At 54.7% G+C, this 24,697-nt stretch carries 22 protein-coding genes; 5 read left to right on the top strand and 17 right to left on the bottom strand.

What is annotated here, in order from left to right; all coding sequences use genetic code 11:
* Positions 1-143: 143 nt before the first annotated feature.
* The 15 genes from glmS to asnC form a co-directional block, all read right to left on the bottom strand.
* Entirely contained in the window at positions 144-1,973 is a 1,830-nt protein-coding gene (gene glmS, locus MOQ06_RS18050) for a glutamine--fructose-6-phosphate transaminase (isomerizing) (RefSeq protein ID WP_148420348.1), read from the bottom strand.
* A 240-nt stretch (positions 1,974-2,213) separates the two neighbouring features.
* Entirely contained in the window at positions 2,214-3,584 is a 1,371-nt protein-coding gene (gene glmU / locus MOQ06_RS18045) for a bifunctional UDP-N-acetylglucosamine diphosphorylase/glucosamine-1-phosphate N-acetyltransferase GlmU (RefSeq protein WP_242174257.1), read from the bottom strand.
* 307 nt (positions 3,585-3,891) lie between these two features.
* Positions 3,892-4,311 (bottom strand): F0F1 ATP synthase subunit epsilon, encoded by a 420-nt coding sequence (locus MOQ06_RS18040; RefSeq protein WP_006177560.1) that lies wholly within the window; start codon positions 4,309-4,311, stop codon positions 3,892-3,894.
* Between the two features lie 20 nt (positions 4,312-4,331).
* Positions 4,332-5,714, bottom strand: coding sequence for a F0F1 ATP synthase subunit beta (gene atpD, locus MOQ06_RS18035; RefSeq protein ID WP_003862362.1), 1,383 nt, complete (start codon positions 5,712-5,714; stop codon positions 4,332-4,334).
* A gap of 31 nt (positions 5,715-5,745) precedes the next feature.
* The gene (gene atpG, locus MOQ06_RS18030; protein WP_003862364.1) at positions 5,746-6,609 is read right to left on the bottom strand and encodes a F0F1 ATP synthase subunit gamma; all 864 of its coding nucleotides are present in this window, start codon (positions 6,607-6,609) and stop codon (positions 5,746-5,748) included.
* Between the two features lie 51 nt (positions 6,610-6,660).
* Entirely contained in the window at positions 6,661-8,202 is a 1,542-nt protein-coding gene (gene atpA, locus MOQ06_RS18025) for a F0F1 ATP synthase subunit alpha (RefSeq protein ID WP_006808751.1), read from the bottom strand.
* Positions 8,203-8,214: 12 nt separating this feature from the next.
* Positions 8,215-8,748, bottom strand: a complete 534-nt coding sequence (atpH, locus tag MOQ06_RS18020) for a F0F1 ATP synthase subunit delta (RefSeq protein WP_003862369.1) — start codon at positions 8,746-8,748, stop codon at positions 8,215-8,217.
* A gap of 14 nt (positions 8,749-8,762) precedes the next feature.
* A complete protein-coding gene (gene atpF, locus MOQ06_RS18015; protein WP_013099406.1) occupies positions 8,763-9,233 on the bottom strand; it encodes a F0F1 ATP synthase subunit B in 471 nt (156 codons plus the stop codon).
* 48 nt (positions 9,234-9,281) lie between these two features.
* On the bottom strand, positions 9,282-9,521 hold the full coding sequence (gene atpE / locus MOQ06_RS18010) for a F0F1 ATP synthase subunit C (RefSeq protein ID WP_000429386.1): 240 nt from the start codon (positions 9,519-9,521) through the stop codon (positions 9,282-9,284).
* A gap of 49 nt (positions 9,522-9,570) precedes the next feature.
* The gene (gene atpB, locus MOQ06_RS18005; RefSeq protein ID WP_148420346.1) at positions 9,571-10,386 is read right to left on the bottom strand and encodes a F0F1 ATP synthase subunit A; all 816 of its coding nucleotides are present in this window, start codon (positions 10,384-10,386) and stop codon (positions 9,571-9,573) included.
* Between the two features lie 8 nt (positions 10,387-10,394).
* On the bottom strand, positions 10,395-10,775 hold the full coding sequence (gene atpI, locus MOQ06_RS18000; protein ID WP_003862375.1) for a F0F1 ATP synthase subunit I: 381 nt from the start codon (positions 10,773-10,775) through the stop codon (positions 10,395-10,397).
* A gap of 616 nt (positions 10,776-11,391) precedes the next feature.
* Entirely contained in the window at positions 11,392-12,015 is a 624-nt protein-coding gene (gene rsmG, locus MOQ06_RS17995) for a 16S rRNA (guanine(527)-N(7))-methyltransferase RsmG (RefSeq protein ID WP_193355456.1), read from the bottom strand.
* A gap of 108 nt (positions 12,016-12,123) precedes the next feature.
* On the bottom strand, positions 12,124-14,013 hold the full coding sequence (gene mnmG / locus MOQ06_RS17990; RefSeq protein WP_242174255.1) for a tRNA uridine-5-carboxymethylaminomethyl(34) synthesis enzyme MnmG: 1,890 nt from the start codon (positions 14,011-14,013) through the stop codon (positions 12,124-12,126).
* Between the two features lie 374 nt (positions 14,014-14,387).
* Entirely contained in the window at positions 14,388-14,837 is a 450-nt protein-coding gene (mioC, locus tag MOQ06_RS17985) for an FMN-binding protein MioC (protein ID WP_020882767.1), read from the bottom strand.
* Between the two features lie 90 nt (positions 14,838-14,927).
* Positions 14,928-15,386 carry a transcriptional regulator AsnC gene (asnC, locus tag MOQ06_RS17980; protein ID WP_003862383.1) on the bottom strand — a complete coding sequence of 153 codons (459 nt, stop codon included), beginning with the start codon at positions 15,384-15,386 and terminating at the stop codon, positions 14,928-14,930.
* 151 nt (positions 15,387-15,537) lie between these two features.
* Between asnC and asnA the strand changes: the two genes are divergently transcribed.
* Positions 15,538-16,530, top strand: a complete 993-nt coding sequence (asnA, locus tag MOQ06_RS17975; protein WP_242174253.1) for an aspartate--ammonia ligase — start codon at positions 15,538-15,540, stop codon at positions 16,528-16,530.
* On the opposite strand, the gene viaA is transcribed toward asnA, so the two are convergent.
* Together viaA and ravA are read right to left on the bottom strand one after the other, a co-directional pair.
* The gene (viaA, locus tag MOQ06_RS17970; protein WP_242174252.1) at positions 16,531-17,982 is read right to left on the bottom strand and encodes an ATPase RavA stimulator ViaA; all 1,452 of its coding nucleotides are present in this window, start codon (positions 17,980-17,982) and stop codon (positions 16,531-16,533) included.
* Positions 17,976-19,472: an ATPase RavA gene (ravA, locus tag MOQ06_RS17965; RefSeq protein WP_242174250.1), complete on the bottom strand. Its 1,497-nt coding sequence runs from the start codon at positions 19,470-19,472 to the stop codon at positions 17,976-17,978. The genes viaA and ravA overlap by 7 nt, the downstream gene beginning before the upstream one ends.
* 222 nt (positions 19,473-19,694) lie before the next feature.
* Here ravA and kup point away from each other — a divergent pair, with 222 nt between their 5' ends.
* The 4 genes from kup to rbsC all read left to right on the top strand — a co-directional run bounded on the left by kup (position 19,695) and on the right by rbsC (position 24,680).
* Entirely contained in the window at positions 19,695-21,563 is a 1,869-nt protein-coding gene (gene kup / locus MOQ06_RS17960; protein ID WP_148420340.1) for a low affinity potassium transporter Kup, read from the top strand.
* Positions 21,564-21,777: 214 nt separating this feature from the next.
* Positions 21,778-22,197: a D-ribose pyranase gene (gene rbsD, locus MOQ06_RS17955; protein WP_193355461.1), complete on the top strand. Its 420-nt coding sequence runs from the start codon at positions 21,778-21,780 to the stop codon at positions 22,195-22,197.
* A 7-nt stretch (positions 22,198-22,204) separates the two neighbouring features.
* On the top strand, positions 22,205-23,710 hold the full coding sequence (gene rbsA, locus MOQ06_RS17950; RefSeq protein ID WP_242174452.1) for a ribose ABC transporter ATP-binding protein RbsA: 1,506 nt from the start codon (positions 22,205-22,207) through the stop codon (positions 23,708-23,710).
* 4 nt (positions 23,711-23,714) lie between these two features.
* Complete coding sequence (rbsC, locus tag MOQ06_RS17945) at positions 23,715-24,680, top strand: ribose ABC transporter permease (RefSeq protein ID WP_108368022.1); 966 nt, start codon at positions 23,715-23,717, stop codon at positions 24,678-24,680.
* Positions 24,681-24,697 lie beyond the last annotated feature (17 nt).

The following is a 24,697-nucleotide window of genomic DNA, read 5'->3' as shown; positions in this document are numbered from 1 at the left end:
AACTCTCTTTATTTATCAAGAGATTACCAGATAACATGACAGCCTGTTTTCAGTAATATTTTCTTTATGTGACACTGATAAAATAGCTGAAAATGACGGATTGTCATAAAAAAGGCCCCACCGGATGGTGGAGCCTGGAAGGATTATTCTACGGTAACGGATTTCGCCAGGTTACGCGGCTGGTCAACGTCGGTGCCCTTGATCAGCGCGACGTGGTAAGCCAGCAGCTGCAGCGGTACGGTGTAGAAGATCGGCGCAATCACCTCTTCCACATGCGGCATCTCGATGATGTGCATGTTGTCGCTGCTGGCGAAACCGGCATCTTTATCCGCGAAGACATACAGAACACCGCCACGGGCGCGCACTTCTTCGATGTTAGATTTCAGTTTTTCCAGCAGTTCGTTGTTTGGTGCCACGACGATAACCGGCATATCCGCGTCGATCAGCGCCAGCGGGCCGTGTTTCAGTTCCCCTGCGGCGTAAGCTTCAGCGTGGATGTAGGAGATCTCTTTCAGCTTCAGCGCGCCTTCCAGCGCAATCGGGTACTGATCGCCACGACCCAGGAACAGGGCATGGTGTTTGTCAGAGAAGTCTTCAGCCAGCGCTTCAATGCGTTTGTCCTGAGACAACATCTGCTCGATACGGCTCGGCAGCGCCTGCAGGCCGTGCACGATGTCGTGCTCAACGGAAGCATCCTGGCCTTTCAGACGCGCCAGTTTTGCCACCAGCATCAGCAGAACGGTCAGCTGAGTGGTAAACGCTTTGGTGGAGGCCACGCCGATTTCGGTGCCCGCTTTGGTCATCAGCGCCAGATCGGACTCACGCACCAGCGAGGAGCCCGGCACGTTACAGATTGCCAGCGAGCCCAGGTAGCCCAGCTCCTTAGACAGACGCAGCGCCGCCAGGGTATCCGCCGTTTCGCCTGACTGGGAAAGGGTGATCATCAGGCTGTTACGACGCACCGCGGATTTGCGATAGCGGAATTCAGAGGCGATTTCCACGTCGCACGGCACGCCCGCCAGAGATTCAAACCAGTAGCGAGAGACCATACCTGAGTTGTAAGAGGTACCGCAGGCCACGATCTGAATGTGCTCAACCTTGCCCAGCAGCTCGTTGGCGTTTGCGCCCAGCTCGCTCAGATCCACCTCACCGTGGCTGATGCGCCCGGTCAGGGTGTTTTTAATCGCGTTTGGCTGCTCGTAGATCTCTTTCTGCATGTAGTGACGGTAGGCGCCTTTGTCGCCCGCGTCGTACTGCAGGTTTGATTCGATCTCCTGACGCTTAACCTGCTCGCCTTTGGTGTCGAATACGGTCACGCTGCGACGCGTAACTTCCGCAATGTCGCCCTCTTCCAGGAAGATGAAGCGGCGGGTAACCGGCAGCAGCGCCAGCTGGTCGGAGGCGATAAAGTTTTCGCCCATGCCCAGACCGATCACCATTGGGCTACCGGAACGCGCAGCCAGCAGCGTGGACGGATCGCGGGAGTCCATAATTACCGTGCCGTAAGCGCCGCGCAGCTGAGGGATAGCGCGCAGCACCGCTTCACGCAGCGTACCGCCCTGTGCCAGCTCCCAGTGTACGAGGTGAGCAATCACTTCGGTGTCAGTTTCAGAGACAAAGGTATAGCCGCGCGCTTTCAGCTCTTCGCGCAGCGGTTCGTGGTTTTCGATAATGCCGTTATGCACCACCACGATGTGTTCAGACACATGCGGGTGCGCGTTGCCTTCCGACGGCTCGCCGTGGGTCGCCCAGCGGGTATGCGCGATACCGGTGCCACCGTGCAGGGAATGTTCTTCCGCGGCCTGGGCCAGCATTTGCACTTTACCGAGACGACGCAGACGGGTCATATGACCTTCTGCATCAACAACGGCCAGACCGGCAGAGTCATAGCCACGGTATTCCAGACGACGTAAACCTTCGAGAAGGATTTCAGCAATATCACGCTGCGCAACTGCGCCAACAATTCCACACATAGTTAGATTTCCTGATTATGGCGTTATGCCATGCGTTGTCGCTGACCTGTATTTGCCCTTTCCGGGCGCCCCGAGCCTTGTAGAGAGTGGGGTTATTGTTATGGGTACTGCCTGTGGGGGGAGGATTATATTATCCCCTCACCCCAGCCCTCTCCCCACAGGGGAGAGGGTGAAAACCGCACCATTCAGTTCCCCTCTCCCCTATGGGGAGAGGGTCAGGGTGAGGGGTGTAGATTGTCGTTACTTTTTCTTCACCGGGCGTTTCCAGCCCTGCTTATGTACCTGCGGCACGCGGCTTAACACTAACTCGTTATCCGCTACATCGCGCGTTACGGTCGTTCCGGCAGCAATGGTCACGCCATTACCTACGGTGACGGGCGCCACCAGCTGCGTGTCTGAGCCAACAAACACGTCGTCGCCGATGATGGTTTTAAACTTATTGGCACCGTCATAGTTACAGGTGATGGTACCTGCACCAATGTTCACGTTATCGCCAATTTCTGCATCGCCCAGATAGGTCAGATGACCAGCCTTGGAGCCTTTGCCCAGACGCGCTTTTTTCATCTCGACGAAGTTGCCCACGTGAGCACCTTCCAGCAGCTCGGCGCCTGGGCGCAGACGCGCAAATGGACCGATGGTGCACGCCGCTTCAAGATGCGCATCTTCCACCACGCTGTACGGGCTGATTTCGCAGTCGTCACCGATAACGCTGTTTTTAATCACGCAGCCGGCGCCAATTTTGACGCGATTGCCCAGCGTCACGTTACCCTCCAGGATAACGTTAGTATCAATTTCAACGTCGCGCCCGTGGGCCAGCGTGCCGCGCAGATCGAAACGCGCCGGATCGCGCAGCATCACGCCCGCCAGCAGCAGCTTTTCAGCCTGCTCGGCCTGGTAAATACGCTCAAGGCGGGACAGCTGCAAACGGTTGTTAACCCCGTCCGTTTCGCTGATGCGTGCCGGATGAACGGCGGCAATTTCACGCCCTTCACGGTACGCCATCGCAATAATATCGGTAATGTAGTACTCACCCTGGGCGTTGTTGTTGTCGAGCTTCGACAGCCAGCGCTTCAGATCGGCACCGTTCGCAATCAGGATACCGGTGTTGATCTCCTGAATTTTACGCTGCGCTTCGCTGGCATCTTTATGCTCGACAATTCCCGTCACGTTGCCGTTTTCACGGGTAATACGGCCATAGCCGCTCGGATCGTCCAGTACAACGGTTAGCAACCCAATGCCGCCCTGCGGTTTGGCTTCACGCAGGCGAGTCAGGGTTTCTACGGAAATCAACGGGACGTCGCCGTAGAGCATAAGGATATCTTCGTCATCGGCGAAGAAGGGTGCAGCCTGCTGCATTGCATGACCGGTACCCAGCTGTTCTGCCTGTAGCACCCAGTTGAGCTTATCGTCATGCAGCGTTTTTTTCAGCAAATCACCGCCATGGCCATAAACCAGATGTACCTGGCTGGCACCTAATTCATTTGCTGCATCAATGACATGCTTCACCATAGGCTTTCCTGCCAGTGTGTGGAGCACTTTAGGAAGATCGGAATACATGCGGGTGCCTTTGCCAGCGGCAAGGATGACCACGCTCATCGCATTATTCAACATACGCGTCCTGACTGTAATTTATGTGAGAAGTTAAACCCTTTGATGTTGAAAATTCTACATATTTTGCGCAAAAAAATGGAGTGGTGTTAAAACGTTCAACATCGGCCTGTAATGGCTATTTGAGGCCATCTTTAGGGGCAGAGTAAACCCCTTTTTCTCTGGAATATAGCATTCCCACGGTAAGTAACCAGCAGCGACAACAGGTTAGCTATTTTTTTGCCGCATGAATAAAGTTCAGACCCTGGACGAAGCCATAAAAAAAGCCAGCCTGGGAACCAGACTGGCTTTTGTGCTTTTCAAGCCGGTGTTACATCGCTTTTTTGGTCAACTCGATAACGCGCAGTTTGGCGATCGCTTTGGCCAGCTCCGCAGACGCCTGAGCGTAATCCACGTCACCATGAGAGCTGCTAATGTGCTCTTCAGCCTTACGCTTCGATTCCAGGGCTCGCGCTTCGTCGAGATCCTGGCCACGAATAGCGGTATCGGCCAGAACGGTCACACTGCCAGGCTGCACTTCAAGAATGCCGCCGGACAGATAGATAAACTCTTCGTGACCGAACTGTTTAACGATGCGGATCATACCAGGCTTAATGGCGGTGAGCAGCGGTGCGTGACCCGGGAAAATACCCAGTTCACCTTCACTACCCGTTACCTGGATTTTCTCGACCAGACCAGAGAACATTTGTTGCTCTGCGCTGACGACGTCCAGGTGGTAAGTCATTGCCATATCACCCTCCGATTAAGGCGTTAAAGTTTTTTGGCTTTTTCCACGGCTTCTTCGATGGAACCAACCATGTAGAACGCCTGCTCTGGCAGGTGATCGTATTCGCCTTCCATGATGCCTTTAAAGCCACGGATGGTGTCTTTCAGGGAAACGTATTTACCTGGAGAACCGGTGAATACTTCCGCAACGAAGAACGGCTGGGACAGGAAGCGCTGGATCTTACGCGCGCGTGCTACCACCAGTTTGTCTTCTTCAGACAGTTCATCCATACCCAGGATGGCGATGATGTCTTTCAGTTCCTGGTAACGTTGCAGCAGGGACTGTACGCCACGCGCGGTGTCGTAGTGTTCCTGACCAACAACCAGTGGATCCAGCTGACGGCTGGTGGAGTCCAGCGGGTCAACGGCCGGGTAGATACCCAGAGACGCGATCTGACGGCTCAGTACCACGGTTGCATCTAAGTGAGCAAAGGTGGTTGCTGGAGATGGGTCAGTCAGGTCATCCGCAGGTACGTATACCGCCTGAACGGAGGTGATAGAACCGGTTTTGGTAGAGGTGATACGTTCCTGAAGAACACCCATCTCTTCCGCAAGCGTTGGCTGATAACCTACCGCAGAAGGCATACGACCCAGCAGTGCGGATACTTCCGTACCGGCCAGGGTATAACGGTAGATGTTATCAACGAACAGCAGAACGTCACGGCCTTCGTCACGGAACTTCTCAGCCATAGTCAGACCAGTCAGCGCTACGCGCAGACGGTTTCCTGGTGGCTCGTTCATCTGGCCGTAAACCAGGGAAACTTTGTCCAGAACGTTGGAGTCGGTCATTTCGTGGTAGAAGTCGTTACCCTCACGAGTACGCTCACCTACGCCCGCAAACACGGAGTAACCGGAGTGCTCGATCGCGATGTTACGGATCAGCTCCATCATGTTTACGGTTTTACCTACACCCGCACCACCGAACAGACCAACTTTACCGCCCTTCGCGAACGGACACATCAGGTCGATAACTTTGATGCCGGTTTCCAGCAGTTCCTGAGAGCTGGACAGCTCTTCGTAGGAAGGTGCCGCGCGGTGGATAGCCCAACGCTCTTCTTCACCGATGTCGCCTTTCATGTCGATTGGCTGACCCAATACGTTCATGATACGACCCAGTGTTGCTTTACCTACCGGGACTTCGATCGGGTGCTCAAGGTCTTTAACTTCCAGACCACGACGCAGACCGTCGGAAGAACCCATGGCGATGGTACGCACGATACCGCCGCCGAGCTGCTGCTGAACTTCCAGCACCAGGCTCTCGTTACCATTCTGTACCTCAAGCGCGTCGTACACGCGTGGTACGGCGTCCTGAGGGAACTCGACGTCCACCACGGCGCCGATTACCTGGACAATCTTTCCAGTAGCCATCTTGAATCCTCTACGTAATTCGTAAACCTGGTTAAACCGCGGCGGCCCCCGAGACGATCTCGGTGAGTTCCTGAGTAATGCTGGCCTGACGAGCTTTGTTGTAAACCAACTGCAGCTCTTTAATCAGGCTGCCGCCATTATCGGTCGCGGCTTTCATCGCCACCATTCGTGCGGCCTGCTCGCTGGCCAGGTTTTCTACAACGCCCTGATAAACCTGAGATTCAACGTAACGACGCAGCAGGGTATCCAGCAGCGGTTTCGGATCGGGTTCATACAGGTAATCCCAGGCTTTCTGTTTCAGCTCGTCATCTTCTGATGCCGGTAAAGGCAGCATCTGAGTGAGCGTTGGCACCTGAGACATGGTGTTAATAAATTTGTTGCTGACAACGTACAGTCTGTCCAGACGGCCTTCATCATAGGCCTGCAACATCACTTTAACCGGGCCGATCAGTTCGGACAGGGACGGGTTATCACCCATACCGGTCACCTGAGCGACAATGTTGCCGCCAACGGAGTTAAAGAAAGAGACGCCTTTAGAGCCAATCAGTGCCAGATCGCACTGAACGCCTTTATCGGACCAGCCTTTCATATCCGCCAACAGTTTTTTGAACAGGTTAATGTTCAAGCCGCCACACAGACCACGGTCAGTCGACACCACCAGGTAGCCTACGCGCTTAACGTCGCGTTCTTCCAGGTAAGGGTGCTTATATTCCAGATTACCGTTTGCAAGGTGACCAATCACTTTGCGCATGGTCTCTGCATAAGGACGGCTGGCCGCCATGCGATCCTGCGATTTACGCATTTTGGAAGCGGCGACCATCTCCATCGCTTTAGTGATCTTTTGCGTGTTCTGGACGCTTGCGATCTTACTACGTATCTCTTTTGCGCCGGCCATGAGCTTCTCCTCAATGCCAGGCGGCTTGTCCTGAGACAAGCCGCCGGACGATTACCAGGATTGGGTTGCTTTGAAGGAATCGAGGATAGCTTTCAGCTTGCCTTCGATTTCGTCGTTATAGCCACCGGTCTGGTTGATCTCTTGCATCAGCGGAGCGTGATCACGGTCGACGTAAGCCAGCAGAGCGGCTTCGAAGCTACCGATTTTCGCCAGTTCCACATCTTCGAGGTAACCGCGTTCAGCCGCGAACAGTACCAGGCCCTGCTGAGCAACAGACATTGGAGCGTACTGTTTCTGCTTCAGCAGCTCGGTCACTTTCTGACCGTGGCTCAGCTGTTTACGGGTTGCTTCGTCCAGATCGGATGCGAACTGAGAGAACGCAGCCAGTTCACGATACTGTGCCAGTGCGGTACGGATACCACCGGACAGTTTCTTGATGATCTTGGTCTGAGCAGCACCACCAACACGGGATACGGAGATACCCGGGTTAACCGCCGGACGAATACCGGAGTTAAACAGGTTGGTTTCCAGGAAGATCTGACCATCGGTAATGGAGATTACGTTAGTCGGAACGAACGCAGAAACGTCACCCGCCTGGGTTTCAATGATCGGCAGCGCGGTCAGAGAACCCGTTTTACCCTTCACTTCACCTTTGGTGAAGTTCTCGACGTATTCCGCGTTAACGCGGGAAGCACGCTCCAGCAGACGAGAGTGGAGGTAGAATACGTCGCCCGGGAATGCTTCACGTCCTGGTGGACGACGGAGCAGCAGGGAAACCTGACGATAAGCAACGGCCTGTTTAGACAGGTCATCGTATACGATCAGCGCATCTTCACCGCGGTCACGGAAGTATTCGCCCATTGCGCAACCGGCGTATGGTGCCAGGTATTGCAGTGCAGCGGATTCAGAAGCGGTAGCCACAACAACGATGGTGTTAGACAGCGCGCCGTGCTCTTCCAGTTTACGAACCACGTTGGAAATGGTGGACGCTTTCTGGCCGATAGCCACGTACACACATTTGATGCCGGAGTCACGCTGGTTGATGATGGCGTCGATTGCCATCGCGGTTTTACCGGTCTGACGGTCACCGATGATCAGTTCACGCTGACCACGACCGATTGGGATCATGGCATCAACGGACTTATAACCAGTCTGCACTGGCTGATCAACGGACTGACGGTCGATAACGCCCGGTGCGATAACTTCGATTGGGGAGAAGCCATCGTGCTCAACCGGACCTTTACCGTCGATTGGCGCACCCAGGGTGTTAACAACACGACCCAGCAGGCCACGGCCAACCGGCACTTCCAGAATACGGCCAGTACACTTAACCTTCATGCCTTCGGCGAGGTCAGCGTATGGACCCATCACAACTGCACCTACGGAGTCGCGCTCCAGGTTCAGTGCGATAGCGTAACGGTTACCCGGCAGGGAAATCATCTCACCCTGCATACAATCGGCCAGGCCGTGGATGCGGATAACACCGTCACTTACAGAAACAATAGTACCTTCGTTGTGAGCTTCACTCACAACACTGAACTGAGCAATGCGCTGCTTGATCAGTTCGCTGATTTCGGTGGAATTCAGTTGCATGCTCCAGTCCCCTTAAGACTGCAAGACGTCTGCAAGGCGCTCAAGACGGCCGCGTACGCTGCCATCAATGACCATATCACCCGAGCGGATGATTACGCCTGCCATTACAGACTTATCGATTTTGCAATTCAGCTTAACTTTGCGTGACAGACGTTTTTCCATCGCGGCAGTGATTTTCGCAAGCTGTTCGTCACTCAGTTCAGTCGCGGAAGTTACTTCAACTTCAGCGGTTGCTTCACTAAGGGCACGTAAGTGCTCAAACTGCTCGAGAACATCCGGGAGCACACGGAGACGACCATTTTCTGCCATTACCTTAATCAGGTTCTGGCCGTTGGCATCCAGTTGCTCTCCGCACACGGCGATAAACGACGCGGCGAGAGTTTCAGGTGCTAACGCACCGGAAAGCAACTCGGCCATTTGTTCGTTTTTCGTCACCTCAGCGGCAAACGCCAGCATGTTCTGCCAGCGATCGACATTTTGGTGTTCGACAGCAAAGTCAAAAGCTGCTTTGGCGTAGGGGCGAGCTACCGTAACAAATTCAGACATCAGCCCCTCCCTCCTTACAGTTCAGCGACAAGTTTGTCCACGATGTCGCTGTTAGCAGCTTCATCCACGGAACGTTCGATGATCTTCTCGGCGCCAGCAACAGCCAGAATCGCAACCTGCTTACGCAGTTCTTCACGAGCACGTTTACGCTCAGCTTCAATTTCAGCCTGAGCCTGTGTCACGATCTTAGTACGTTCCTGTTCTGCTTCAGCTTTGGCTTCGTCCAGGATCTGTGAACGGCGTTTGTTAGCCTGTTCAATGATTACCTGAGCTTCAGCTTTCGCTTTTTTCAGCTGGTCTGTCGCGTTGGCCTGTGCAAGGTCCAAATCTTTCTTAGCGCGTTCTGCGGAAGCCAGACCGTCAGCAATTTCTTTCTGACGTTTTTCGATGGCAGCCATTAAAGGCGGCCATACATACTTCATGCAGAACCAGACAAAGATAATAAACGCGATGGCCTGGCCGAGGATTGTTGCGTTCATGTTCACAGCACAATACCTCTTAAATTTCTGTGGCTTGGGGTTTTAAAACAACTACTACGCGACAGCAAACATCACGTACAGACCCAGACCTACAGCGATCATTGGGATTGCATCCACCAGACCCATAACGATAAAGAACTGAGTACGCAGCAGAGGAATCAGATCCGGTTGACGCGCTGCGCCTTCCAGGAATTTACCTCCGAGGATGCCGATACCGATCGCAGCACCGATAGCCGCCAGACCCATCATCACAGCGGCAGCCATGTACAGCAGATCCATATTCAGGTTTTCCATGACAGTCTCCAGTTTGTTTCAATTAAAACGTAGTAGTGTTGGTAAAAAATCAGTGCTCTTCAGACGCCATCGACAGATAGACGATCGTCAGAACCATGAAGATAAAGGCTTGCAGCGTAATGATCAGGATGTGGAAAATGGCCCATGGCACATTCAGAATCCACTGTGACCACCACGGCAGAAGACCCGCGATCAGAATGAAAATCAGCTCACCCGCATACATGTTGCCGAACAGTCGCAGACCCAGTGAAACAGGTTTGGACAGCAGGCTAACGCCTTCCAGGATCAGGTTGACCGGAATAAACGCCCAGTGGTTGAACGGCTGCAAGGTAAGCTCTTTCACAAAGCCGCTTACGCCTTTCATTTTGATGCTGTAGAAAAGAATCAGGATAAACACGCCCAGCGCCATCGACAGGGTGATGTTCACGTCCGCAGACGGAACCACGCGCAGAGCAGGCAGACCGAAGACATGCTCGCCGATCCACGGCAGGAAATCGATAGGCAGAAGGTCCATCAGGTTCATCAGGAACACCCAAACGAACACGGTCAGGGCCAGCGGAGCAATCAGCTTGCTCTTACCATGGTACATGTCTTTCACGCTGCCATGAACGAAGCCGATGATCATCTCAACGAACGTCTGGAATTTCCCTGGAACACCGCTGGTCGCCTTTTTAGCAACGCTGCGGAACATGGCCAGGAACAGAAGACCCAAAACCACCGAGAAGAACATGGAGTCGATGTTGATCGTCCAGAAGGTGGCCGGGGGGTGATGTGGATCCACCAGCGAGAATGTACGCAGGTCCAGCTGAAGGTTATTCAGATGGTGACCTATGTAATCCTGCGGCGTCATATTTTCTGAAGCCATGATGCCTTTTACCCTTTGTTATTGATTACAGCTGGAGCCAGAACTTGTACCACCAGCACCAAAACCCACGTTGCTATCAGCGGCATGAATACCACTTTCAAAACCGCCAGCGCCATCACCAGCAATGCAAAGGTCAGCAACACCTTACACACTTCGCCGAGAGCGAAGGACCAGGCCACGCGGCCTTTGGCAGGTGTATGCGCCTGATGACGCCAGGCAAAAATCATAAACAACACGTTTGGCAGCACTACCGCCAAACCCCCGCACGCGGCGGAGATGCCCCAGAAGGGGTCTTTGAGGCTAAACAGCAGTCCACTTGCTATCACAGCCAGAAACTGAATGAACAGAAGCTTACGAGCAACGTTTCTACTCAAGAGCGACACAGACATCACGTTTTTACTCCTGCTCCCTTCGAGGTATGCCGCGTGTCGTATAAAACGTCCTTTAAGGCTCAGAGTCAAGCATCAAAAAGCGGTCAAATTATACGGTGCGTACCCGTGATTTCAAACATTAAGTAGCGAAAAGGTGAATAAATGTTTAAATATTTTTCCCCAGCGCTATTTTTCAACTTTTGACCAAAGCGTCGACCTTCAGGCGAAACTGCAAACAGCGCGAAAACGTTGATGATAAAGCGTGCACAAGATCACAAATTGCACATTTGCGATAAAGTTGTATTTATCAAAGACGTAAAACGCTTTATTCCATCTTTATGAAATTCAAGATAAAAATTCGCAACTATTTTTAAAACAGGCTTATCTACAACAAAAACCTTTTATTGACATTCTTAATAAATATTTAACATCACATTCTGGTTGCCAGCACCCACTTTTAGCAGGCTGATATTTTCATTGTTGATTATCTTCATGGTGAATGAATAAGGTAAGGTTAACCACAAGAAAATCCATAGTAACAACAAGGTTAAATTAACCAGCGTCCGTTCTGGCTGGAAGTGCTGTTTTTTAACACGATCAGAACAGCACAAATTCCACATTTTTTATTAATTTTTTAAAAAGAGTTTGGCTTAATTATAACCAGATGGCGCTCGCCATCGAGCTGAGGAATCTGGAGTTTCTCAATGGATTCGACAGTATAGCCGTCCGGAAGCTGCTCAATTTCATCCCCCGGGAGCTGCCCTTTAAGCGCATAAAAACGGCCATTTTCTGCCGGCAGGTGCTTACACCAGCTCACCATATCGTTGAGCGAGGCAAAGGCACGGCTGATAACCCCGTCAAACGGCGGCTCTGCCGGAAACGCCTCTACCCTGCTCTGCACGGGCGTGATGTTTTCCAGCTTCAGTTCATGCTGGACCTGGCGTAAAAAGCGAACGCGCTTGCCCAGGCTATCCAGCAGCGTGAAATGACTCTCCGGACGGACAATGGACAACGGAACCCCCGGCAGGCCCGGACCCGTACCTACGTCGATAAAACGTTCACCGTTAAGATACGGCGCCACCACGATGCTATCGAGAATATGGCGAATCAGCATCTCGTTGGGATCGCGTACGGAAGTCAGGTTGTACGCTTTGTTCCATTTGTTCAGCATATCGACGTAGGCCACCAGCTGGTTTTTCTGGTGATCGGTGAGCGAAATACCTGCCTGTTCCAGCAGACGAGAGAGTTTATTGAGCACGGTGAATACCTGTTGAGATACTTAAGCGGCGGGTGACGCTTCGCTAACCCGCCCTACGGGGTTCAGTAAGCCCGGTAAGCGCAGCGCCACCGGGCAATATTCAGGGCATTACGCACTACGGCGCAGCATGCCCTGCTTTTTCAACCACACCAGCAGAATCGAAATCGCGGCGGGTGTGACGCCGGAGATACGCGAGGCCTGGCCAATCGACACAGGTTTGTGATCGTTCAGCTTAGCGATCACTTCGTTGGAAAGGCCCGTCACCTGACGATAGTCCAGCATTTCCGGCAGCAGCGTATTTTCGTTGCGCTGCTGTTTCTCGATCTCATCCTGCTGGCGCGCGATGTAACCTTCGTATTTCACCTGAATTTCGACCTGCTCAGCCGCTTCAGCGTCTTCCAGGCCCGGCGCGAACGCCGTCAGTTTGACCAGGTTCTCATACGTGACTTCCGGACGACGCAGCAGATCTTCACCGCTGGCCTCACGCGAAAGCGGCGCAGTTAAGTGAGCGTTTACTTCGGCAGCGGTTTCCGCCTGCGGGTTTACCCATGTGGTTTTCAGACGCTGACGTTCCTGTTCGATACGCTCCAGCTTCTCGTTGAAGCGCGCCCAGCGGTCGTCGTCCACCAGACCCAGCTCGCGGCCGATCTCGGTCAGACGCAGATCGGCGTTGTCTTCGCGCAGCATCAGACGATATTCCGCGCGAGAGGTAAACATACGGTACGGTTCTTTGGTTCCCAGGGTGCAGAGATCGTCAACCAGCACGCCCAGATAGGCCTGAGAACGCGCCGGTGCCCAGCCCTCTTTCTCGGCAGAGAAGCGGGCGGCGTTCAGACCGGCCAGCAGGCCCTGCGCTGCGGCTTCTTCGTAACCGGTGGTGCCGTTAATCTGGCCGGCGAAGAACAGACCCTGGATGAATTTGCTCTCCAGCGTCGGCTTTAGGTCAAGCGGATCGAAGAAATCGTACTCAATAGCGTAGCCAGGACGAACGATTTTCGCGTTTCCCATGCCCTGCATTGAGCGCACAATTTGCATCTGCACGTCGAACGGCAGGCTGGTGGAGATGCCGTTCGGGTAAATTTCGTTAGAGGTCAGCCCTTCCGGCTCGAGGAAGATCTGATGCTGGTTGCGATCGGCAAAGCGCATCACCTTGTCTTCGATCGACGGGCAGTAGCGTGGCCCGATCCCTTCGATCACGCCTGCGTACATTGGGCTGCGATCGAGGTTATTGCGGATCACGTCATGGGTTTTTTCGTTGGTATGCGTGATGTAGCACGGCACCTGCTGCGGATGTTGCGCCGCATTGCCCATGAACGAGAACACCGGCATCGGATTATCGCCGTGCTGCTGCGCCAGTACGCTGAAATCGATAGTGCGCGCATCAATGCGCGGCGGCGTACCGGTTTTCAGGCGGCTCACGCGCAGCGGCAGCTCGCGCAGACGGCGTGACAGCGGAATGGACGGCGGATCGCCGGCGCGGCCACCGCTGTAGTTATCCAGACCGATGTGGATCTTGCCGTCCAGGAATGTCCCGACGGTGAGCACCACCGCTTTAGCGCGGAACTTAAGCCCCATCTGGGTCACGGCACCCACAACACGATCGTTCTCAACGATAAGATCTTCAACCGCCTGCTGGAAGATCATCAGGTTCGGCTGGTTCTCCAGCGCGGTGCGCACGGCCTGACGGTAAAGCACGCGGTCTGCCTGTGCACGGGTGGCACGTACAGCCGGACCTTTACTCGCGTTTAGTATCCTAAACTGAATGCCAGCGCGATCGATCGCTTTCGCCATCAGGCCGCCAAGTGCATCCACTTCTTTTACCAGGTGTCCTTTCCCAATGCCGCCAATCGCCGGATTACAGGACATTTGTCCCAGCGTGTCGATATTGTGTGTCAAAAGCAGGGTCTGCTGACCCATTCGCGCTGCGGCCATTGCGGCCTCAGTGCCTGCGTGACCCCCGCCAATGATGATGACGTCAAAAGGATCCTGATAAAACATGGTGGTCTGCCTCGCGTAAAGCGGTATGAAAATGGATTGAAGCCCGGGCCGTGGATTCTACTCAACTTTAGTCTTTCGAGAAAGCATTGGGATCCTGGGCTATTAAAAAGAAGATCTTTTTATTTAGAGATCTGTTCTATTGTGATCTCTTATTAGGATCGCAGACCTTTGTGGATAAGTCCGATCCAATAAGTAAGATCATGCAGTTAGGAAGGATCGTTTGCTGTGAATGATCGGTGATCCTGGACCGTATAAGCTGGGATCAGATCGCCACTTTATACACAGGGCGAAAACAGTCTCAGGGTTATACTTTGGATAACTACGGCTTAATACGAGCTTTTAACCAGAGTTATCCACATCTGATCGCGCGAACTTTAATCGTTTTTGAGTAAATTTTTCCATTCACCCAACCAGATCTCGGCTGGATCTTCCGGAATGTCATGATCGAGGATGTTGATCTTCAGCGTTTCACCCAGCTGTTTTGCTCCGCAAGCGGTCACCGCAGCTTCGACTTTCTCTATTGCACCACAGAACGTGTCATATTCACGGCTGCCGATCCCGACTGCGCCAAACCGGACATTTGACAGATCGGGCTGTTGTTCCAGCAGTTCGTCATATAAAGGTTGCAGGTTATCCGGCAGATCGCCCGCGCCGTGCGTGGAGGTGATCAGCAGCCAGACCCCGTCAGTCGGGAGATCGTCAAGTAGCGGTCCGTGCAGGGTTTCCGTGGAAAAGCCCGCGTCTTCCAGCTTCTCGGCCAGATGTTCCGCTACATATTCAGCACCGCCAAGCGTGCTGCCGCTGATAAGAGTAATGTCCGCCATTGATCGCTCGCTCAGATAAAGAGGCGGACATTGTACGCTGTGAACGAGCTGGGATCTACCTGTGGAAAATGTGGGAATGAATTTGCCCGATCACGGGCGGATAGTACGCATGATCGGGTTTTGCAGGGAGATCAGCGTCTCGGTGGACTGAATTTCATCGATTGTTTGGATCTTGTTGATAAGTACCTGCTGAAGGGCGTCGATGGATCGGCACATCACCTTTATAAAGATGCTGTAGTGCCCGGTGGTGTAGTACGCCTCGGTGACCTCATCCAGCGCGTTCAGCTTCTCGAGCGCGGAAGGGTAATCTTTGGCACTTTTGAGAATAATGCCAATGAAGCAGCAAACGTCGTACCCGAGCTGCTTCGGGCTGACATCAATGCGCGCGCCGGTGATGATCCCTGCCTGCTTCATTTTCTCTACGCGCACGTGAATCGTCCCCGGGCTGACGCCAAACTGTTTCGCCAGTTCGGCATACGCGGTGCGCGCGTTGGCCATCAGCGCTTCCAGGATGCCGCGGTCCAGATTGTCGATCTGATAATTTTCCATAGCTTTTTCTTATGAAGATTAATGAATATGTCTATTCTAGCGCCTTATTTTAACGAATCAAAAGTGAAGGCGCCTTTTTGTTGATGGGTTATTGAATCAGGTGCCGGTTCTGTTGCTTAATCATTACTAACAGGACGCAGGAGTATAAATAATGAAAACCGCTTACATCGCAAAACAACGCCAGATCAGTTTCGTAAAATCCCATTTTTCTCGCCAGCTGGAAGAGAAGCTTGGCCTTATTGAAGTTCAGGCTCCGATTCTGAGCCGCGTGGGTGACGGGACGCAGGATAACTTGTCTGGTTGCGAAAAAGCGGTACAGGTGAAAGTGAAAACACTGCCAGACGCCCAGTTCGAAGTGGTTCATTCACTGGCGAAGTGGAAGCGTCAGACCCTGGGACAACACGACTTCAGCGCGGGCGAAGGGCTCTACACGCACATGAAAGCCCTTCGCCCCGATGAAGACCGCCTCTCCCCGATTCACTCTGTCTACGTTGACCAGTGGGACTGGGAACGCGTAATGGGTGACGGCGAGCGCCACGTCGGTACGCTGAAATCTACCGTTGAGGCAATTTACGCGGGGATCAAAGCGACTGAAGCCGCCGTGAGCGAAGCGTTTGGCCTGGCACCGTTCCTGCCGGATACGATCCACTTTGTTCACAGTCAGGAATTGCTGAGCCGTTTCCCGGATCTGGATGCCAAAGGCCGTGAACGGGCGATCGCCAAAGAGCTGGGGGCGGTATTCCTGATCGGCATTGGCGGCAAACTCTCTGACGGTAAACGTCATGACGTCCGCGCGCCGGATTATGATGACTGGAGCACCGTGGGCGAGAGCGAGTATGCCGGTCTGAATGGCGACATTCTGGTCTGGAACCCGGTACTGGAAGATGCGTTTGAACTCTCGTCTATGGGGATCCGCGTGGATGCTGAAGCGCTGAAGCGTCAGCTGGCCATTACCGGAGATGAAGATCGTCTGAAGCTGGAGTGGCACCAGGCGCTGCTGCGCGGTGAAATGCCGCAGACCATCGGTGGCGGTATTGGCCAGTCTCGTCTGACCATGCTGCTGCTGCAGCTGTCCCACATTGGCCAGGTGCAGTGTGGCGTCTGGCCGCAGCAGGTACGTGAAAGCGTCGGCTCTCTTCTTTGATTAGCGTCGCCAGCGTCTGAGCAGGCGGCTACGCAGCCCGGTATCAAAGCGCCAGATATGATCGAAGATGCGCATGATGCCGGGTTTTCCATGGGCAGACATCGCCACCGCATGAAAACGGTGCTGGTGAACGCGCTGCATCTCCTTCACCTTATTCACCACATCGTCCGGCAGCCGCTGGGCAATAAAATCGGAAATCACTACCGCATCCGCGTCGTACCAGTCGCCGCCCTGCATACGTTCAATGATGCTGCGAAAACAGCGGGCCAGATCGGTGCCCCCGCGAAAGCGCTGGCTTAAAAAGCGGATCGCCTGCTCCAGTCCCTGTGAGCTGGTCAGTTCATATCCCACCACTTCGCTGGAAAATAACATGATGTAGCAGCGACGGCGGTCGGCAAGCGCCACGCGCATCAGCGCCAGGCAGAACGCCTTTGCGCACTGTTCATTGAAGCCCCCCATCGATCCGGACGTATCCACGCAGACAATAAAAGGCCCGCGCGGCTGCTCGTCAAAGTCCTGACGCACTACCGGTCGCTGGCCGATCTTCTCGCGCCAGGCTTCGCCATGCAGCCGATAGGTGAGCAGCTGTTTTTCCACCAGCCGACGATAAAACTCGTACTCCAGTTCGGTCATTCCCAGCGTGCCGAGTTCCGTAGGCAGCAGGCGCAGGATGTCATCACCTTGCTGTAATCCATCCACCTGCTCCGGCACGGTGGAGGGTTCGCGTACCAGCGTGCGGAAGGTTTCCATCGGCGCATCTTTCTTTGGGACCGATTTGGCCTCCCGGGAGCGGCCCAGCTGTTCCGCGAGCTTCATCAGCTCCGGCTGCTCTGCCAGAAAGTCGCCGTACTTCACGATCAGCTGATAATCGCCACGCTTTAGCTGCCCGGCACTCATATCCCAGAGCCGTCCGGCAGCGTTTTCATTCTCCACCAGCACCTGTTCCAGCTGGCCGCTTAACGTCATTCGCTCCTGCACTTCACTAAGCAGCTGTTCGCGCTCCTCCTCCAGCAGCTGCTGGTTAAGGGTCGTGGCCTGCACCACAAGGCTCAGCCGCCAGCGCTGTAAAAAGAGCGTGTGCAGCGCGGGCGTGAAGGTGGGGTTGTCCGTGACCAGCGCTCTGGCCTGGCCGGCAAACGGGGAGTGAACGTTATCAAGCAGAGCCAGGGTTTGCTGAAGCCGGGCAATAAACTGCGGCGTAGAAAGCCGCTGGCACTGCTGATAGCCGGCAACTTCCTCTGTCAGCTCCGGCGGAACTTCCGTCTCCTTGAACCGCTGCCGCAGGTTATCGCGCCAGCGTGGAAGATCGTCCGTCATTGCCCTTTTGAGCTTCGGGAATTTTTCAAAGAAGGCCGCCAGCTGCGGTGAAGCAAGCAGGGTGATAACAACCTCTTCGATTAAACCATCCTCGCTAACCGCCAGCATGACGTTGAGCGTGTCCAGCGTTAGCATTGACGCGCCTGTTTGATCTGCGCGCCAACGTCCTGAAGGCTGGCTTCAATGCGGCCTAACCAGTCGCTATGGATAAAGAGGCATTTCTGCTGCTCGCTGAAGCGCGTGTGCTGCCGGTGCCATTCGGCATCCAGCGCTTCCAGCTGCTGTTTGATCTCCTCCGGGATACTGTCGGAGGCCGTGCCCGGCAGCGCAAGGCGCGAACCCTGAAGGCTGACGTCGCGGATCACCAGATGCTGGCTGCTGTCGACTTCCATCGTCAGCGGCTGGGCAAAGCCAATTCCGTTGAGCTTGCCGCGGATCTCGCCGCCTTTATCCAGCCACTGCGCCAGCGCGACACGTTCGAGCGTCACGTGCACTACCTGCATATCATGCAGCTTCAGCGGCTGCTGTAGAAGCAGGGTGAGCGAGTCATCGGTCAGTTCGGCCGGCAGTTCATAGTGCGGCTTACGGGCGAACATCCCGCCGAGGCGGTTCACCTTTAGCGCGGTTTTATCGCTTTGCTGCTGCTGGAGCTGGAGGCGGCGTTGGGCAATCGCTCCCAGCTGGTTAAGCATCGACTGCTGGCCCCACGCGTGCCCGGTCATCAAAACGTCCAGCTGCTGCTGCATCAGGTTCATCCCTTCGGCGTCGTGCCACAGGCAGTCTTTCAGCAGGATCAGATCGACTGGCGCGACGGCATCGCGACCGCTGAACAGCGCGCTTGCCTGAAGCAGGCGAATCGCTTTTTTCCAGCGACGGTCAGAGACATACGGCGCGGAAGGCAGTAAATCAAGCTGCTGGCGCAGCATGAAGATCAGCTCAAATACGCTATCCGGCAGCTTTATCTTGCCGATCTCCTCCTGCCACTGGTGGTATTCCTCGTCCGTCACCTGCAATGACGCTGCCACCGGGTTTTCGTTTTCGTCCTGCTGGCTCACCAGCATTGAACGGAAGTTCGACTTGTCCTGCACTTTATCCAGCCACAGGCGGATCAGCATGCGGTCATACAGCGCTTCCAGGCTGCTGTCGTCTTCGGGCAGTTCGTTTGACGCGGCCACCAGCAGGCGCATGGGGATCTTCTCTTCGCTCGCGCCGTTGCGGAACCGGCGTTCGTTAATCGCCGTCAGCAGGGTGTTCAGTATGGCCGGACCGGCTTTCCAGATCTCATCAAGAAAGACGATTTCGGCTTCAGGGAGATAGCCCGCCGTCAGACGCTCATAGCGTCCCTCATCCTTTAACGCCTGAATAGAGAGCGGCCCGAACACTTCTTCCGGCGTGGAGAAACGGGTCATCAAATACTCAAATGCGCGGGCGTTCTGGAATGCGAACTTGAGGCGGCGCGCGATCAGGCTTTTGGCAATGCCCGGCGGTCCCAGCAGAAATACGCTTTCACCGCTCAGCGCCGCCAGTAAACAGAGGCGAATGGCGTGGCTACGCTCGAAAAGGCCTTTCTCCAGCGCGCTGCTGAGGCGGGAAATTCTTTCTGCTAATAAATGTGAGTGAGCCATAATAGTTTTGCATCCTTTCGCCGTCGTGGCGGCTAATTGAAGCGAGTATAGACGTTTCGGTCTGGCCTGATAATAGGCTGAAGTGCGGCGCTATTTTCTTTGCGCTACATTAATGCGGCAGCATTTAGGGGTACGATTTTGCATTGAATCGTGCATACTGTGCGCTTTTTGTGGGCCAAGGGACTAAGCACACATTTGTTATTCAAACGAAAAGACTAGTCTATGAGCACTGATAATAAGCAATCATTACCCGCAGTAACGCTTGCGGCGATCGGGGTTGTCTACGGTGATATCGGCACCAGCCCGCTTTATACGCTTCGTGAATGTTTGTCCGGTCAGTTTGGTTTTGGTGTAGAGCGCGACGCCGTATTTGGTTTCCTCTCGCTCATCTTCTGGCTGCTGATCCTGGTAGTTTCCGTTAAGTATCTCTCTTTCGTTATGCGTGCTGATAACGCGGGCGAGGGCGGTATTCTGACCCTGATGTCCCTTGCCGGACGCAATACGTCGGCAAGAATGACCTCCGTACTGGTCATTATCGGCCTGATAGGCGGCAGCTTCTTCTATGGGGAAGTGGTGATAACGCCGGCGATTTCGGTGATGTCAGCCATAGAGGGGCTGGAGATTGTCGCGCCGCAGCTTGATACGTGGGTCGTTCCACTCGCTATTATCGTGCTGACGCTGCTGTTTGCCATACAAAAACACGGTACCGGCCTGGTGGGCAAGCTGTTCGCACCTATTATGCTGGCCTGGTTCCTGATCCTGGCGGCGCTGGGCTTGCGCAGCATTATTGCTAACCCGGATGTCCTGCATGCGCTGAACCCGATGTGGGCGGTGCATTTCTTCCTGGAATATAAAGTGGTGTCGTTCGTGGCGCTGGGTGCGGTGGTGCTTTCCATTACCGGCGTCGAGGCGCTGTATGCGGATATGGGCCACTTCGGGAAACTCCCTATCCGCGTAGCGTGGTTTAGCCTTGTCCTGCCTTCACTGGTGCTGAACTACTTCGGCCAGGGCGCGCTGTTGCTTGAACATCCTGAAGCGATTAAAAACCCGTTCTTCCTGCTGGCTCCTGACTGGGCGCTGGTCCCAATGCTGATCCTGGCGACGCTGGCGACGGTGATTGCCTCACAGGCGGTGATCTCCGGCGTGTTCTCCCTGACGCGTCAGGCTGTGCGTCTGGGCTATCTCTCCCCGATGCGCATTATTCATACCTCGGAGATGGAGTCAGGCCAGATCTACATTCCGTTCGTCAACTGGCTGCTCTATTTTGCTGTGGTGATTGTTATCGTCAGCTTCGAGCACTCCAGTAACCTGGCGGCGGCGTATGGTATCGCCGTGACCGGAACGATGGTGTTGACCTCTCTGCTCTCCACCACGGTGGCGTACCGTAACTGGCACTGGAATAAGTTCCTGGTCGGGCTGATCCTGGTCGGTTTCCTCTGCATCGACGTACCGCTGTTCTCCGCTAACCTCGACAAGATTGTCTCCGGTGGCTGGCTGCCGCTGACGCTGGGTCTGGTGATGTTTATTGTGATGACGACGTGGAAGAGCGAGCGTTTCCGCCTGCTGCGTCGTATGCACGAGCATGGTAACTCTCTGGAAGCGATGATCGCCTCGCTGGAGAAATCCCCGCCGGTGCGCGTGCCGGGTACCGCGGTGTACATGTCTCGCGCGCTGAACGTGATCCCGTTTGCGCTGATGCATAACCTTAAGCACAACAAGGTGCTGCACGAGCGCGTGATCCTGCTGACGCTGCGCACCGAAGACGCGCCGTATGTACACAACGTGCGTCGCGTGCAGATTGAGCAGCTATCGCCGACCTTCTGGCGCGTGGTGGCGAGCTACGGCTGGCGCGAAACGCCGAACGTGGAAGAGGTGTTCCACCGCTGCGGCCTGGAAGGGTTAAGCTGCCGCATGATGGAGACATCGTTCTTTATGTCGCACGAGTCGCTGATCATCGGAAAACGCCCATGGTATCTGCGCCTGCGCGGCAAGCTGTACTTGATCCTGCAGCGTAACGCCCTGCGCGCCCCTGACCAGTTTGAAATCCCGCCTAACCGCGTGATTGAGCTGGGGACGCAGGTCGAGATTTAAGCCTCCGTGTGGCCTGATGCGCTTTCCAGAGTAAGAGGGCGCAAACATAAAAAACGGTAACCTCAGGGTTACCGTTTTTGCATTTACCTTCTGCCTCATTTCACTTAGCGAAACGTTTCGACTTCGATCACAAATCCGTTACGTCATGATGGTTTTCTGAACACTCTTGCGGCTACACTGTTTTTAGCGAAACGTTTCGCTAGTGGAGCAAAAAATGAAGAAAGGCACAGTACTCAACTCAGAAATCTCATCGGTTATTTCCCGCCTTGGGCATACCGATACGCTGGTGGTTTGCGATGCAGGCTTACCGGTTCCGCGCAGCACAACCCGTATCGATATGGCGTTAACGCAGGGCGTACCCTCGTTTATGCAGGTACTGGAAGTAGTGACCGCGGAGATGCAGGTTGAGACGGCCATTCTCGCCGCGGAAATCAAACAACATAATCCGCAACTCCACGAAACGTTGCTCACGTTTATTGAGCAACTGCAACAGCACCAGGGAAACACCATAGAAATTCGTTACACAACGCACGAGCAGTTCAAACAACAAACCGCAGACAGTCAGGCGGTGATTCGCAGCGGGGAGTGTTCCCCGTATGCGAATATCATTCTCTGTGCTGGCGTCACCTTCTGAGGCCATCATGGACGCATTACTGCAACTCAAAGGGATCGATAAATCGTTCCCGGGCGTAAAAGCCCTCTCCGGCGCGGCGCTGAACGTTTATTCCGGACGCGTGATGGCGCTGGTGGGCGAGAACGGCGCCGGCAAATCCACCATGATGAAAGTGCTGACCGGGATCTATCAGCGCGATGCCGGTTCACTCGTCTGGCTGGGTAAAGAGACCACCTTCAACGGGCCGAAATCCTCGCAGGAAGCGGGTATCGGCATCATCCACCAGGAGCTAAACCTGATCCCGCAGCTCACCATTGCGGAGAACATCTTCCTGGGCCGCGAGTTCGTGAACCGGTTCGGAAAAATCGACTGGAAAACCATGTACGCCGAAGCGGACAAACTGCTGGCGAAGCTGAACCTGCGCTTTAAGAGCGACCGGCTGGTGGGGGACCTCTCCATCGGCGATCAGCAGATGGTGGAAATCGCCAAGGTGCTGAGCTTTGAGTCGAAGGTCATCATTATGGATGAACCGACCGACGCCCTGACCGATACGGAAACCGAATCCCTGTTCCGCGTTATCCGCGAGCTGAAATCGCAGGGCCGCGGCATAGTATATATCTCTCACCGCATGAAAGAGATCTTCGAGATCTGCGACGACGTCACCGTTTTTCGCGATGGCCAGTTTATCGCCGAGCGCGAAGTGGCGACGCTGACGGAAGATTCGCTTATCGAAATGATGGTGGGACGCAAGCTGGAAGATCAGTATCCGCGTCTGGACAAAGCGCCGGGCGAAATCCGCCTGAAGGTGGATAACCTCTGCGGGCCGGGCGTAAACGACGTGACCTTTACCCTGCGCCAGGGCGAGATCCTCGGCGTCGCAGGCCTGATGGGCGCGGGGCGCACCGAGCTTATGAAAGTGCTCTACGGCGCACTGCCGCGCACCAGCGGTTACGTCACTCTTGACGGCCACGAGGTGGTCACCCGCTCGCCGCAGGATGGCCTGGCGAACGGCATTGTCTATATCTCCGAAGACCGTAAGCGCGACGGCCTGGTGCTGGGCATGTCGGTGAAAGAGAACATGTCACTCACCGCGCTGCGCTATTTCAGCCGCAGCGGCGGCAGCCTGAAGCACAAAGATGAACAGCAGGCGGTCAGCGATTTTATCCGTCTCTTTAATGTTAAAACGCCGTCGATGGAGCAGGCGATTGGCCTGTTGTCCGGCGGTAATCAGCAGAAAGTGGCGATTGCCCGCGGGCTGATGACGCGCCCGAAAGTGCTGATCCTCGATGAACCAACCCGTGGCGTAGACGTGGGCGCCAAAAAAGAGATTTATCAGCTGATTAACCAGTTTAAGGCCGACGGTCTGAGCATCATTCTGGTCTCTTCCGAGATGCCAGAAGTATTAGGCATGAGCGATCGCATTATCGTCATGCATGAAGGGCATCTCGGCGGTGAATTCACTCGCGAGCAGGCCACCCAGGAAGTTCTGATGGCTGCCGCTGTGGGCAAGCTTAATCGCGTGAATCAGGAGTAAGAAGATGACTACCCAGGCTGTTTCTGGTCGCCGCTATTTCACAAAGGCATGGCTGATGGAGCAAAAATCGCTGATTGCCCTGCTGGTGCTGATCGCGATTGTATCGACCATGAGCCCGAACTTTTTTACCGTTAATAACCTGTTCAACATTCTTCAGCAGACTTCCGTAAACGCCATTATGGCGGTCGGGATGACGCTGGTGATTCTGACTTCGGGTATCGATCTGTCCGTCGGTTCCCTGCTGGCGCTCACCGGTGCGATTGCCGCGTCGATTGTCGGTATTGAAGTCAACGCGCTGGTGGCCGTTGCCGCTGCGCTGGCGGCTGGCGCGGCGATTGGCGCGGTAACCGGCGTAATTGTGGCAAAAGGCCGCGTGCAGGCGTTTATTGCCACGCTGGTGATGATGCTGCTGCTGCGCGGCGTCACCATGGTGTACACCAACGGTAGCCCGGTGAATACCGGCTTTACCGAAAACGCCGATCTGTTTGGCTGGTTCGGTATCGGCCGTCCGCTGGGTATCCCGACGCCGGTCTGGATTATGGCTATCGTCTTCCTGGCGGCGTGGTACATGCTGCACCATACCCGTCTGGGCCGTTATATCTATGCGCTGGGCGGTAACGAAGCGGCAACGCGTCTGTCCGGCATCAGCGTTAATAAAGTCAAAATTATCGTTTACTCCCTGTGCGGCCTGCTGGCGTCTCTGGCGGGCATCATCGAAGTGGCGCGCCTCTCTTCTGCGCAGCCAACGGCGGGTACGGGGTATGAGCTGGATGCCATCGCGGCAGTGGTTCTGGGCGGTACCAGCCTTGCTGGCGGTAAAGGTCGCATTGTTGGGACATTGATCGGCGCACTGATCCTCGGTTTCCTGAATAATGGTTTGAATTTGTTAGGTGTTTCCTCCTATTACCAGATGATCGTTAAGGCAGTGGTGATTTTGCTGGCGGTACTGGTAGACAACAAAAAACAGTAACTGACGACACTACAGGA

It is taken from the genome of Enterobacter sp. I4, assembly GCF_022669095.1.
GTDB classification, from domain to species: domain Bacteria; phylum Pseudomonadota; class Gammaproteobacteria; order Enterobacterales; family Enterobacteriaceae; genus Enterobacter; species Enterobacter pasteurii.
The sequence above is the reverse complement of the archived record's forward strand: the minus strand, read 5'-3'. Positions and strand labels throughout refer to the sequence as shown.